12 protein-coding genes are annotated in these 12,633 nt (G+C 33.6%); 10 read left to right on the top strand and 2 right to left on the bottom strand.

Annotated features, from left to right (window positions below; translation table 11 throughout):
* The first annotated feature begins 27 nt into the window (after window positions 1–27).
* The 3 genes from ACY2LT_RS04180 to hpf all read left to right on the top strand — a co-directional run bounded on the left by ACY2LT_RS04180 (window position 28) and on the right by hpf (window position 2,209).
* Window positions 28–831: a class I SAM-dependent methyltransferase gene (locus ACY2LT_RS04180; protein ID WP_491816589.1), complete on the top strand. Its 804-nt coding sequence runs from the start codon at window positions 28–30 to the stop codon at window positions 829–831.
* A complete protein-coding gene (gene xerD / locus ACY2LT_RS04175; RefSeq protein ID WP_491816588.1) occupies window positions 828–1,751 on the top strand; it encodes a site-specific tyrosine recombinase XerD in 924 nt (307 codons plus the stop codon). Before ACY2LT_RS04180 ends, xerD begins: the two co-directional genes overlap by 4 nt.
* A gap of 134 nt (window positions 1,752–1,885) precedes the next feature.
* Window positions 1,886–2,209: a ribosome hibernation-promoting factor, HPF/YfiA family gene (gene hpf, locus ACY2LT_RS04170; protein ID WP_491816587.1), complete on the top strand. Its 324-nt coding sequence runs from the start codon at window positions 1,886–1,888 to the stop codon at window positions 2,207–2,209.
* Between the two features lie 62 nt (window positions 2,210–2,271).
* Here hpf and ACY2LT_RS04165 read toward each other — a convergent pair whose 3' ends face one another.
* On the bottom strand, window positions 2,272–3,723 hold the full coding sequence (locus tag ACY2LT_RS04165) for a S1 RNA-binding domain-containing protein (RefSeq protein ID WP_491816586.1): 1,452 nt from the start codon (window positions 3,721–3,723) through the stop codon (window positions 2,272–2,274).
* A 180-nt stretch (window positions 3,724–3,903) separates the two neighbouring features.
* Here ACY2LT_RS04165 and gcvT point away from each other — a divergent pair, with 180 nt between their 5' ends.
* The 5 genes from gcvT to ACY2LT_RS04140 all read left to right on the top strand — a co-directional run bounded on the left by gcvT (window position 3,904) and on the right by ACY2LT_RS04140 (window position 9,585).
* Complete coding sequence (gene gcvT / locus ACY2LT_RS04160) at window positions 3,904–4,995, top strand: glycine cleavage system aminomethyltransferase GcvT (RefSeq protein ID WP_491816585.1); 1,092 nt, start codon at window positions 3,904–3,906, stop codon at window positions 4,993–4,995.
* Window positions 4,996–5,143: 148 nt separating this feature from the next.
* Entirely contained in the window at window positions 5,144–5,560 is a 417-nt protein-coding gene (locus ACY2LT_RS04155) for an OsmC family protein (protein WP_491816584.1), read from the top strand.
* Between the two features lie 71 nt (window positions 5,561–5,631).
* Entirely contained in the window at window positions 5,632–7,563 is a 1,932-nt protein-coding gene (locus ACY2LT_RS04150; RefSeq protein ID WP_491816583.1) for a hypothetical protein, read from the top strand.
* Window positions 7,550–8,545, top strand: a complete 996-nt coding sequence (gene obgE, locus ACY2LT_RS04145; RefSeq protein ID WP_491816582.1) for a GTPase ObgE — start codon at window positions 7,550–7,552, stop codon at window positions 8,543–8,545. Before ACY2LT_RS04150 ends, obgE begins: the two co-directional genes overlap by 14 nt.
* Window positions 8,546–8,706: 161 nt before the next feature.
* Complete coding sequence (locus ACY2LT_RS04140) at window positions 8,707–9,585, top strand: HDOD domain-containing protein (RefSeq protein ID WP_491816581.1); 879 nt, start codon at window positions 8,707–8,709, stop codon at window positions 9,583–9,585.
* On the opposite strand, the gene ACY2LT_RS04135 is transcribed toward ACY2LT_RS04140, so the two are convergent.
* Window positions 9,582–10,457: a tyrosine recombinase XerC gene (locus ACY2LT_RS04135; RefSeq protein ID WP_491816580.1), complete on the bottom strand. Its 876-nt coding sequence runs from the start codon at window positions 10,455–10,457 to the stop codon at window positions 9,582–9,584. The two genes, ACY2LT_RS04140 and ACY2LT_RS04135, sit on opposite strands and share 4 nt — an antisense overlap.
* A 143-nt stretch (window positions 10,458–10,600) precedes the next feature.
* Between ACY2LT_RS04135 and ACY2LT_RS04130 the strand changes: the two genes are divergently transcribed.
* Window positions 10,601–11,440, top strand: a complete 840-nt coding sequence (locus ACY2LT_RS04130) for a hypothetical protein (RefSeq protein WP_491816579.1) — start codon at window positions 10,601–10,603, stop codon at window positions 11,438–11,440.
* Window positions 11,437–12,627 (top strand): exodeoxyribonuclease VII large subunit, encoded by a 1,191-nt coding sequence (gene xseA / locus ACY2LT_RS04125; protein ID WP_491816578.1) that lies wholly within the window; start codon window positions 11,437–11,439, stop codon window positions 12,625–12,627. The genes ACY2LT_RS04130 and xseA overlap by 4 nt, the downstream gene beginning before the upstream one ends.
* The last annotated feature ends 6 nt before the right edge of the window (window positions 12,628–12,633 follow it).

Below are 12,633 nucleotides of genomic sequence, written 5' to 3'. Positions count from 1 at the left end.
TGTTAAAAAATTTTAATTTAAAATATTATGAGCGATGAAAAATTAAAATATGAAGTAAAAGATTATTGGAACAATGAAACTTGTGGTTCTTGGAGCAGCAATAAAGAAAAATTCACTAAGGATTATTTCGAAGAAATTGAAGAATTTCGCTATAAAATACAACCTGAAATATTTTCATTTGCTGAATTCACCCGCTGGTATGGCAAAAAGGTGCTCGAAGTTGGAGTCGGCGCTGGCACAGATTTTCTCCAGTGGGCGAGAGCAGGTGCGAAAATTTTCGGCGTTGATTTAACTGAACAAGCTTGCGAACACGTTCAACATAGATTGAATATTTATGGTTTTCAAGCCGAAAGTATTCAGGTTGCCGATTGCGAAAACCTTCCATTCCAGGATAACTTCTTCGATTTGGTATGGAGTTGGGGTGTTATCCACCATACTCCAGATACAGAAGCGGCACTTAAAGAAATTGTTCGTGTGCTCGCACCCGGAGGAACGGCTAAAATTATGATATATCATAGGCATAGCGTACTTTCTTATCTATTCTGGGTTAAGCACGCTTTGCTCAAATTCAAACCTTGGCTTTCACTTTCCAACGTTTTGTGGAATAAAATGGAAAGTCCCGGAACTAAAGCTTACACACGAAAAGAAGCCTTAAAAATGTTGCAAAAACTTCCAGTCGAGAATATTTCGATAAAAACTGTTTTAACTTATTACGATAAACTTGAACGTTTTAGTCCTGCAATGCGATGGATTGCCCGTAAATTAGCTATCCTACTTGGTGGAGACAAAGCTGGTTGGTTTATGCTCATTCAATTCAACAAGAAAAAATGATTTCGTCAAAAGCAAATCTGCCATTCGACTTTATTCGTGATTTAAAAGGATTTCTCAGTTATATTTCCTTAGAGAAAGGTTTATCCGAAAATACCTGCTCATCTTACGAGAACGATATTAAAACTTATGCTGAATTTTTGCTTTCACAAAATATCAGCACTTTTACTGAAAGCAACGAAAAGATGGTTAGTCAATTTATTGAAGTTCTTTCTGAAATTGGACTTGCTGCTTCGTCAAAAAGCAGGTATTTGTCTTCAATTCGTGCTTTGCACAAATATCTCGTTTCAATCGGAAAATCAACAACCGATTTTACAGATCTAATCGAACTTCCCAAAATCCGTCGTGCTTTGCCTGAAGTTTTATCTTTTGCAGAAATTAATGCTATGATTGAAGCCGCGGATACCTCAAATTCAGCAGGTCTTCGCGATAGGGCAATTATGGAAGTGCTATATGCTTGCGGATTGAGAGTGTCAGAACTTATTAATCTCGAATTAAATCAGGTAATTTTTGATGCAGAAATTGTGCGTGTTTTTGGAAAAGGTTCTAAAGAGAGAATTGTTCCGATTGGCTCAATTGCACTAAATTGGCTAAACTTATATATAAACAACGTTAGAAGTCAATTCTACCGTGCCGGTATTTCTGGAAATATAGTTTTTCTTAACCAAAAGGGTGGAAAATTTTCACGTATGGGTATTTGGAAATTACTTAGAAATTATGCGAAAATTGCTGGAATAGAAAAAGATGTTTATCCTCATATGTTCAGGCATTCCTTCGCTACTCATTTAATTGAAGGTGGAGCAGATTTGCGGGCTGTTCAGGAAATGCTTGGGCATTCAGACATTTCAACTACTCAAATTTATACTCATTTAGATAGAGATTATCTTCGTGAAGTGTATTACTCATTTCATCCTCGTTCATAATACAATTTCAAAAAAAATATTTTTTGTTAAAATATTAACAATGTTTTGTTAAATTTTACGTAATTAATTTTAGATGTTCATTTAAATACTCTCATTAAGAGAGATGTGTTAAACGAATTTTTAGCGAGGTTGCTATGCAAACTAAAGTAACGTTCCGCCACTTCAAAGGAAATCATCCTCAATTGCACGATGAAGCTATCGAACTTTCGAAAAGTTTCGAGAAATACCACGACGGAATTATCTCATCTAATGTGGTGTTCGTGAATGATACACTTAAAACAGTCGAATTTACTGTTCATTTGCAAGGCACAACACTTAAAGCAACTGAAAGCAGTGATGATTTTCACAAAAGCTTACATTCAGCAAGCGAAAAAATTATTCGTCAGATTCGCAAATACAAAACTAAGCATTTCGAATCAAGAATTAATAAAAACACACCTGAATTAGTTATCAGATAATCTTCATCATACAAAAAGCCCCGCTCTCGAGCGGGGCTTTTGCTTTATCTAAAGTCAAATAATTATTTATTATTGTCAAGCAATGATTCTGTTATCGATTCAGGCAATAAATCTGCAATAGAAAATCCACCTTCTGATTTTTCAGTTTGCACTTCTTTTGCAGGTCTTCTTTCTTTTGGCTTTGGTTTATGTTCAACTGATATTGCAGTGTTGAAATACTCTGGATTTGGTTCTAAAATCATAGATTCTTCTTCAACAGACACATCGCTGATAAGTATTTCAATTGCTTGCCCTACCTTGAATGGAATTTTATTCCCTCGCAATAAGTTTTTCATTTTACTACGAGGCATAAATCCATCAACTTCGTCTTCTACCGTTACAACGCAACCTTGAGCTAACACTTGTTTTACAACACCATTGAATAATTTTTCAGGAACGAACTTTTCTTTAATGGACTGCCAAGGATTTTCGCTTAATCTTTTCAATGATAAATGCAATGTTTTCTTTTCTTCGGAAGCATTTATTACTTTAAATTCATATTCATTATCAATTTGCAGGCAATCAGCAGGATTTTTAACTCTCTTTGTCCACGATAATTCATTCAATCGAACCAATCCATCCAATCCTTTCTCGATTTCTACATAAGCACCAAAATTAGTAAAGCGTCTAACAATACCTTTAACTACAGAATCAACAGGATATTTTTGTTCAATACCTTCCCACGGTGATTTTTCAAGTTCTTTACGACTTAAAGCAATTTTATTGTTTTCTTTATCTATTTCAATTACAACAGCTTGCATTTTATCGCCACGTTTAGCAAAATCTTTTGTTGATTCAATGTGTTGCTGAGACAACCTTGAAATATGAATTAATCCCTCAATACCACCTAAATCAAGGAAAATTCCAAAACTTGCAACCGAAGATACTGTTCCTTCGACAATATCTCCAACTTTTATCTTATTCCAGATATTGTCTAAAAGAATTTTCTTTCTGCTAACAATTATTGTTTTTCTTTTATCTTCATCTTCTGATATTTCATGTATATGAACCTGAAGATTGGAGCCTATTATGGCAGTCAGTTCTTCTTCCGATGGATTTCTTTTAATTCCGAAGTGAGAAGTTGGCAGAAATAGCGGAATATCATTATACATTAAACGCAATCCACCTTTAATTCTATTAGTTACTTTGGCTTCTATTGTTTCACCTTTTTCGAAAGCCTTTTTAATTTTAGAAAAATCAGCATCAAACTGCTTTTGCTTTTCTTCAGCACGTTTCTTTGCCTCAGCTGCTATTCGTGCTTTTTCTTCTTCGCTTAACTCTATTGGGTGTTCCACCTTGGGTGCAGTTTCATCTGAGGCTTTTTCACTGCTTGGTTCTTTAGCAGGTTCTTTGACTTGCTCAACTGTTTCTGTTGGTAAACCTTCAGATGATGATTGGTTAATTATTTCGGAATTAGTTACTTCTAATTTTTCATTATTTTCACCGACAACATTTTGATTTTCAATATTAGACATTTGATGCACCCAATTACATAAAATTCAACAAATTAATTTAAAGATTTTACAAAATAAGATTTACAATATAATAAAATTTTCTCTTTCTTTAAAGAATAAAATTTATTTTTAATGAAACGAACATTTGATGATAAAATAGCATATATTTGTAAAAATGAAATTTTCAAAATGGAGAAAAAAATGAAAAAGACACGTTTTTACCAAAAGCATCTTAATGCTAATGCAAAAATGGTATCTTTTGCCGGCTACGAAATGCCTATTCAATATCCAAAAGGAATTATTTTTGAGCATAATTTAGTGAGAAATTCTGTAGGAATGTTCGATGTTTCACATATGGGCGAATTTGAAGTCAGAGGAAAAGACGCTTTGGCATTCATTCAGAAAATTACTACAAATGACGCTTCTAAATTATTACCCGGTAAAGTTCAGTATTCAGCTATGTGTTACGAAAATGGTGGTATTGTAGATGATTTGCTTGTGTATTGTATAGAACCTGAATTTTGGATGCTTGTTGTCAATGGTGCCAATATCGAAAAAGACTGGGACTGGTGCATAAAAAACAAAGAGGGGTTTGATGTCGAGCTTTACAATGCTACTGATGATATCAACCTGTTAGCTATTCAGGGACCAAATTCAAAAGCAACTATCCAAAAAATTGCTGATATTGACCTAAATCCTATTGAATATTATACCTTCAAAATTGGTAAAATTTCCGGTTTTCAGGCAATTATTTCGAGAACTGGTTATACAGGTGAATTAGGTTTTGAACTATATTTCAGAGGTGATACCGCAGTCGCAGAAAAGATTTGGGACGACATTCTCGAGGCTGGCAAAGAATTCGGATTAGAACCCGTCGGCTTGGGTTGCCGCGACACATTGAGATTAGAAAAAGCATATTGCCTGTATGGTAATGATATTGATGAAACCACTAATCCTATTGAAGCCGGATTGGGTTGGATTACAAAGCTTAACAAAGGGAAATTCAATGGTAGCGATGTACTAACTAAAGTTAAAGAAGAAAAACCTAAGAGAAATTTAGTCGGATTTGTTATTACCGTCGATAAATTTATCCCACGCCAGCATTACAAAATTTTTGCTGATGGCAAACAAATTGGCGAAGTTACAAGCGGTAATCTTTCTCCAACTCTCAATAAAGCAATTGGTCTTGGATACGTTGAAGCTGCTTACAAAGAACCGGGTACAAAAATTGAAATTGAAGCACGTGGCAAATTGTTCCCAGCGGAAGTTGTTAAACTTCCATTTGTTGGATAATCATTCACTTTATCTTGAGAAAAAAGAGGATATTATTCAACAATATCCTCTTTTTTTACAAAAATTAATTATTTTAAATTGTTTATTTAATTTATTTTTACTTATTTCGTTTATACTATTTATTGTTAAACTTTTTCAAGTAATGTTTATGAAAATCGAACTCGAGCTTGTTGATAAAATGCATTTTGTTGCTATTAGTCCTGATAATCATCAAACCCATTTCGATGCTTTACCCGAAAGCGGTGGTGAAAACAAAGCTCCGCGCCCAGCAGAAATAATGCTCGAAGCTCTTGCTGCTTGCACTTCTATGGATGTTGTAGCAATCGTTCGTAAAAAAAGAAAAACTGTCGAAGCTTTCAAAACTATCGTTGATGGCGAAAGAAACGATAATCATCCGAAGGTTTTTACAAAAGTTCATATTAAATATATTCTGAAAAGCCCTGACGCTGAATTAAAAGACCTTGAGCGTGCTGTTGAACTTTCGCAAACAACATATTGTCCGATGATTGCTATGTTCAAAGCTGCTGGATGTGAAATTTCATCTGAACTTGAACTTTTAAGGTAATCTTGTTCAGTTTTTGATATTTTTCCCGATATTATTTTAAATACAATTTATAACTTTGACGGCAATAAACTATGGAAAAATCTGCTTTTACAAAGGCAATCAAACAAAATACAGAAATAATCTGCAATTCATTGAATTTTAGTGGTAAAATCTCTATCGACGAGCTTTTAGAATGTCCTGATTTGCCGGATGTCTATAAAACTATGATTACTGCAGAACGCGAATTGTGGATTTTCAAAGAGAAAATGAGATTTGAAGCTAATCCTTTTTTCGATTTCTATTCTAAAACTAATATCTGTTTTGAGTTCGAAACACTTCTTAAACAAATATCTGTTGTTCCTTTCGACAATCTATTCTCATTTATAGAAAGTTTTGTTAAATTAAGGCTGAATTTTCTTTGCCGTCCAAGGACTACCTTAAAGTACTTTATTTTCAGAGAAAGTTTAACTGTTTCTTATGAACAGTTCTTAAAATATTTAGCTTATTTTTCTGATTATGATTATCTCTACCAAAGTTTTTACGATTTTGTTGCAAAAGAAACTGAACAAGGCAAAACTACAATTTCTATCTATGAATTCGAAAATAAAGTTGAGCTTTTCGACAACACTTTTGTGTTAAATTTAGATGAAAATGAACTGACCAATTTATTAGAACCTATCTTTCAGTTCTTTTCTGACGATACTGGTATTGTCAAAGCTCCAACCGATGCATTGATTATGTTCTTCTTGGATAAAAAATTAAATTATTTAGCTTATTTAATTGAAAATCAACACAAAAACTCCGAAATCTCACGTTTCGAGTTAGTTGATTTACTTCGCAATAATCTGTTGAAAGTGCAGACTGCTGAATTAGTTGAAAATTTATCTGAGACTAAAAGCGATGTTATTGAATTTGTTAGCGAAATAAGTAATGAAGTTTACGATTTTCAAAACGAACAGGAAAATTTAACTGAAGATATTTTGCAAATCGAAGAGTCTGATTCGAATCAGCCTGAGCCTTCTATTCCAGACGACTTATCTGATATTTCTGACGACAATATTACTGACCTGAACAGTAATTTAAATGCTTCTTTTGATAACCTCATCGAAAGTGAAATTAACGAAAATTTTGATAGTGAAATAAATTTAGAACTACAGGAAGAAAATATTGAAGAACTCGAATCGCAATTATCCTCCGACGAATATGCTTTATTAGAATTAATCAATGAAAACCTTGAAGATAATTTAGTTGAAGAATTTCCGACTATAGAAACGGCTGAACAAAGCGACTTGGCTAATGAATCATTTTCTGTCTCTTCTGAAACTAACTTATTTGATGAAGAACTCCAAATTATTGATAGTTTTATCCCGGAGGAAGAGAAATTTGATGTTATCTATGAAGCTGAAAACCAGATTATTCAAAAAGCAATTTCTTTTATTGCAGGTGATGAACATTTTTCGGTTGATTTGCCTATAGAGATTGAAAATACTCAAGAATTCCCATCTTTTGAATTCAAGGGAGACCTATCAAGCTCATTATCTGATTTTCTCAACAAATTACTTGATACTAAATCAACCGAAGAGAACTTAACCACTGATTTTGCAAATAATGAAAGTGATTTGCATACAATTAATAATGATGTTAGTAATGCTGATTTTTCATCTACTCAATCTGAGCCTTCAGAATCTGAGCTATTACATCAATTTGCTGAAACAGATTTCGATGAGATTGATAATCTCAATGCTGTTAATATTTCAGAACTTAATGATATTGTATCTGATGTAGATAACTTCTCTGCTAATCAAACTACTACTGAATATGAATTTGATGTAGATATGGGGGAATTAGTTGAACAAAAAATTGAGGACGAAACAATTAGAACTGCCCTCGAAAGCTACGAACTAAACGATGAATTATTAAGCAATATGAGAGAGAAAGAAAAGAAAATAAATGTTGGCGATGAAGAAATAGATATTGACTTATTACTATTAAATAAAAAAGATAAAGATAATGAAATTTGTTGATTTAGTAGAAATATACGTTAGAGCTGGGCGCGGTGGAAATGGTGCTATTTCCTTCCGTCGCGAAAAATATGTTCCCAAAGGCGGTCCCGATGGGGGAGACGGCGGTAGAGGTGGCAATATTATTCTAAAATCAGACAGGCAACTTACTACTTTGCTTGATTTCCACTATAAAAATAAATACATCGCTGAAGATGGTCGCCCAGGGAAAGGCGGTATGAAAACAGGTAGCAATGGGAAAGATATTATTATCAAGTTGCCACAAGGAACGGTGGTCAAAGATGCTTCAACCGGAGAAGTGATAGTTGATATGGTCGAACACGGTCAGGAATTCGTTATTGCTCACGGAGGTAATGGGGGGTGGGGAAATACCCATTTTGCTACTTCTACCAACCAAACTCCGAGAAAATCTAATCCGGGACTTCCTGGCGAAGAACGCAATCTTCTTCTCGAACTTAAATTAATCGCAGATGTTGGAATAGTCGGTTTCCCTAATGTCGGTAAATCTACTTTGATTTCTGTAATTTCTGCTGCAAAACCAAAAATAGCAAACTATCCGTTTACTACTCTTACTCCAAATTTAGGTTTAGTTCGAATCTCTGAAACCGAGAGCTTTACCGTTGCCGATGTACCAGGCCTTATCGAAGGTGCTTCTCAAGGAAAAGGTCTTGGACTTCAGTTCCTTCGTCATATCGAACGGACAAGAGCGTTGCTCTTTATGCTCGATGGTCTTAGTCCCGACCCAAAAGCTGATTATAAAATTCTTAAAAATGAATTAAAATCATATAACAAAGACCTGCTCAAAAAGAAAAAAATTATTTGTTTTAGTAGAATAGATGCGCTGCTACCTGAACAAATTGAAGAATTGAAGAAAATTAAGTTCAGAGAAAAACAGGTCGAGATAATTTTAATTTCTTCTGTTGCAAATATTGGAATTGAAGAACTGAAATATAAAATGTGGACTTTAATTAATGATAAAGAGTAATTAATTTGTGAATTTTAAATGAATTTTTTGTAATATTAAATGTATTTTTATGTAAATATATAAAATTCCTTACATTTATCTTGAAATAAATAAATTTTTTTTGTATTATAAACATTAATATATTTGTAGATTAACAAAATTATGGTTCTGGTAAAGACAAAATGTCGATTTTAGAAAGCTTAATAGAGACACAAGAATTTGCAACTTTGCCCCCTGTTGCTTCGAAAGTGTTAGCTTTATTGGAAGATGACAATATTGATATTAGAAATTTGTCGAAAGTAATCGAAGCTGATGCTTCTCTTACTTTGAAATTATTGCGTGTAGCCAATTCTCCACTTTATGCTACACGAACTGAGATAAACACAATCCATCAAGCAATAATTACTCTCGGACTTAACAGACTTACTAATATCGTTTTAGGTGTTTCAATCTTCTCGAAATTCTTGCTCAGTTCGCAGAAAATTGCTGCTGGGCTTATGGAAAAATTCTGGTGGCATGCTTCTTGCGCAGGTATGGTCGCAAAATCTTTATCTACTAAAATTAATAAATCTTACAAAGAGAATGAGTTCATAGGTGGGCTCCTCCACGATATTGGCAAACTTGCTATGCTTCAATATGATGCTAAGAAATATTATCAGGTTGTAGATAAAGTAACACAAGGTGCAACTGACATCGAAGCTGAAATCGAAATTTATGGTGTTAATCATATGCAGGTTGGTGGTGAGATAGCAAAATTATGGCGTCTGCCTCACGAATTAACAACTATTATTGCTTATCATACAAACCCACTTGAAGCACCAAACTTTCAGGAATTAGTTTCTGTTGTTAGAATTGCCGACTTACTTTGCGAAGTTTGGGATGCTGGTTTCTACGAAGGAATTCAATCCTTGAAATTAGAAAACCATCCAGCTTGGCTCTGCCTTACTAATTACTTACCAGAATTAAAAACTCTTGATGTTGAAATGTTTACCTTCGAACTCGAACAAGATTTTCGCAAATCTTCTGACTTTTTAAGTATTATTGCAAAAGAAAGTGCCTAAGCTTTTGGGTGTGCTTGTTTATATGCACTTTTTAATCTCTCCACAGAAAGGTGAGTGTATATTTGTGTAGTTGATAATGATTTATGTCCCAGCATTTCACTAACTGCTTTTAAGTCTGCACCATTATCAAGCAAATGTGTAGCAAAAGTATGTCTCAATGTGTGCGGGCTTTTGCGAGTTGTTCCTGATACTTTCGATATTTCCCTCTTTATTTGTCGGTAAGCAACAGCAGCATTCAACTTCTTCCCGTTTTTTGAACAAAATAGATAATTGCTGTTGGTTTTCCGAGTTTTCAAAAGCATCTTTATTGCTTCAATTGCTTTGCTTCCAATTGGCACTATCCTTTCCCTGTTGCCTTTTCCTAATACTTTAACTTGCCTATTGAAATAGTCTATATCTTTTAGTTCCAAATTAAGTGCCTCACTTATGCGAAGTCCACATCCATACAAGAGTTCTATCAAGCAAACCAATTGTGGAGAACTGTTACATAACGTTTCCGAAAACAACTTGTCAGTCTCAACTTTTGTGAGATAAGATGGCAATTTCTTTTCTTTTTTAGGTGTCGCAACTGGCTTTGCAGGATTAATTTCAATTATGTTATGTTTTCTTAAATACTTAAAAAATGATTTAATTGCTGATACTTTTAATTTTATACTGCTTTTTGATAAATTCCGGTCGTGAAGCCATCCAAGAAATGGCTTGATATCTTCTGTTTTAATTGCGTCTATATCTGGAATTACTCCATATGTTTCTTCGAAATAGTTCAGAAAATCATTCAGGGCACGTTCATATGTTATTACAGTGCGAATTGAGAAATTTCGTTGATTTTTAAGATAATTATTAAATTCCACTATATATTCGCGTATATCCATTTCTTATTATCATAAGACTAACAATAATAATTGCAAACAACAAAAATTGAGCCATAATTATAATCCTGTTACGTCAATTTCATTATGGAATTTCAAAATTTGTTTTTAATATTGCATATATTTTTTAGGGGCATTTGAAAAATATGAAATTCAAACTCTGTTTATTGTTGGCATTCTTAATCTTTATTTCAATTTCTTGTAAAAAAGATCAGGTACAAAATCAAAATTTGAGTAAAACTGATTCAACGAGTTCAATCACTCTTCCTCAGAATGGAATTATTGAATTTGCTGGACTTAAATGGAAAGTAAAAGAAAAAAAAGAAGCCGAAGGCATAAATGAACTTTTTTATGCAACAAGTATTAATAATGTATTCGTTGATAATAAAGGCTACCTTCATCTTTTGATTACCAGGCAACAGGACGAATGGGCAGGTGCTGAGTTGGAAACTGTTGATAGTTTTGATTTCGGCAATTTCGATTTTTATTTACTTTCAGTTCAAAACAATATTGATTCAAATACTTTTGCTCAATTAGCTGTTAGACGTTCCGGACGAAATTTTAATGGAATGACCGAAGCGGGAATTAATATTTACGGCAAACCTGTTTTTATTGAAACTCAACATCTTGAATATTATCAATACACTACTTCTCATAAATTTGCTCTTATTAAAAACCCCGTTATTGAAAAAGATTATAAATCTGTACCAATTTCACACTCGATTATGATTAAACCTGATGAGTTGATTTATAAAACTCAAACTATAGATAAAGTTCTATATTCTTACTCTGCTAAAAAAGGCAAAAAATCTTCTTTATATTCCGAGGACGAGTTAGTTTATAGTCCAACAGGTGCTCCACTGAAAATAGCGATAGGTTATTATTTAGACAGCTTCGAAGAGAAACCACTCAGAGATAAAGCTGAAATAATAATCAAAGATATTACTTTTACTCCACTTAACCCAATAATTGCTAAATCAAAATGACAAATGCTGTTTCAGTTTCTCAACTTACCCAGGCTATAAAAAAAACATTAGAAATTTCTTTCGACCAGGTTTGTGTTGAAGGCGAAATTTCTAATTATAAACTTCATAATTCCGGTCATAAATACTTTAATCTGAAAGACAGCGGTGCCGTAATCAATTGTGTTATGTGGTCAGGTCGTCCTCTGCAATTTGAAATGCAGGATGGGATGAAAGTAATCGTAATGGGACGTGTTACCGTATATGCTCCCCAGGGTAAATATCAAATTGAAGTAAGTCAAATTCAGCCTGCCGGGCTTGGAGACTTATTTATTGCATTCGAAGCACTGAAAGAAAAACTCAACCAACTCGGCTATTTCGATAGTTCAAGGAAGAAACCGCTACCAAAACTTCCTTTAAATATTGGCATTGCTACTTCTCCAACCGGTGCCGTCATCAGAGATATGAAAACAACAATTGAACGTAGATTTCCAAAATGCACAATTTATTTCCGCCCTACAATTGTTCAGGGAGAAAATGCTGCCGAAGATATTGCAAAAGCAATTCAAGAACTCGAAAATTCTCCCGCTGAAGTCATTATTATTGGACGCGGTGGAGGTTCCATCGAAGATTTGTGGTGCTTCAATACTGAAATTGTTGCTAACGCAATTTTCAATTGCAAAAAACCTATTATTTCTGCTGTTGGTCACGAAACTGATTTTACTATTTCCGATTTTGTCGCCGATGTTCGTGCTGCTACCCCAACTGCTGCTGCTGAACTTGTTACTCCACAGCCCTTAGATGATATTTTAGAAGAATTGACTTTATTTAAATTACATTTTAATAGATTGCTGAAAAATCATATCAATCACAAAAGACAACAAATTGAAATGAATTTTGGCAAGTACCTAAAAAAAATAGTAATAAACAAAATAAACACTTACACTCAGATGATTGATTCATTGGATTTTCCTAAAATTTTTTCTCAGCTAATTCAAAATAAACGAAATATTTTATCAAATTTAGAACTGCTGATTTCGTCTAATAATCCGACTCGTCCACTCGACAAAGGATTTGCCTTATTGCGTCATAAAGGTATAATCATCAAGGTCGATGAACCAATTTCTAAATTTAAATCGGTTGAAATAATTCGTAAATTTGATTCTGCTAATGCTAAAATTGAAAAAATTTCTCCAAAAGAATTGTTTTAAAGGGTT

The sequence above is a fragment of the Eximiradius proteiniborus genome (assembly GCF_058546985.1).
Note: the sequence above shows the minus strand (reverse complement) of the source record. Positions and strands in the feature narration are given on the sequence as shown.

Bases quoted from the DNA above. Each gene is read 5' to 3' on its own strand.
- ACY2LT_RS04155 (WP_491816584.1), top strand. From the start codon at position 5,144: ATGAAAATCGAACTCGAGCTTGTTGATAAAATGCATTTTGTTGCTATT.
- xerD (WP_491816588.1), top strand. From the start codon at position 828: ATGATTTCGTCAAAAGCAAATCTGCCATTCGACTTTATTCGTGATTTA.
- ACY2LT_RS04140 (WP_491816581.1), top strand. From the start codon at position 8,707: ATGTCGATTTTAGAAAGCTTAATAGAGACACAAGAATTTGCAACTTTG.
- gcvT (WP_491816585.1), top strand. From the start codon at position 3,904: ATGAAAAAGACACGTTTTTACCAAAAGCATCTTAATGCTAATGCAAAA.
- ACY2LT_RS04180 (WP_491816589.1), top strand. From the start codon at position 28: ATGAGCGATGAAAAATTAAAATATGAAGTAAAAGATTATTGGAACAAT.
- ACY2LT_RS04150 (WP_491816583.1), top strand. From the start codon at position 5,632: ATGGAAAAATCTGCTTTTACAAAGGCAATCAAACAAAATACAGAAATA.
- ACY2LT_RS04135 (WP_491816580.1), bottom strand. From the start codon at position 10,457: ATGGATATACGCGAATATATAGTGGAATTTAATAATTATCTTAAAAAT.
- ACY2LT_RS04165 (WP_491816586.1), bottom strand. From the start codon at position 3,723: ATGTCTAATATTGAAAATCAAAATGTTGTCGGTGAAAATAATGAAAAA.
- xseA (WP_491816578.1), top strand. From the start codon at position 11,437: ATGACAAATGCTGTTTCAGTTTCTCAACTTACCCAGGCTATAAAAAAA.
- hpf (WP_491816587.1), top strand. From the start codon at position 1,886: ATGCAAACTAAAGTAACGTTCCGCCACTTCAAAGGAAATCATCCTCAA.
- ACY2LT_RS04130 (WP_491816579.1), top strand. From the start codon at position 10,601: ATGAAATTCAAACTCTGTTTATTGTTGGCATTCTTAATCTTTATTTCA.
- obgE (WP_491816582.1), top strand. From the start codon at position 7,550: ATGAAATTTGTTGATTTAGTAGAAATATACGTTAGAGCTGGGCGCGGT.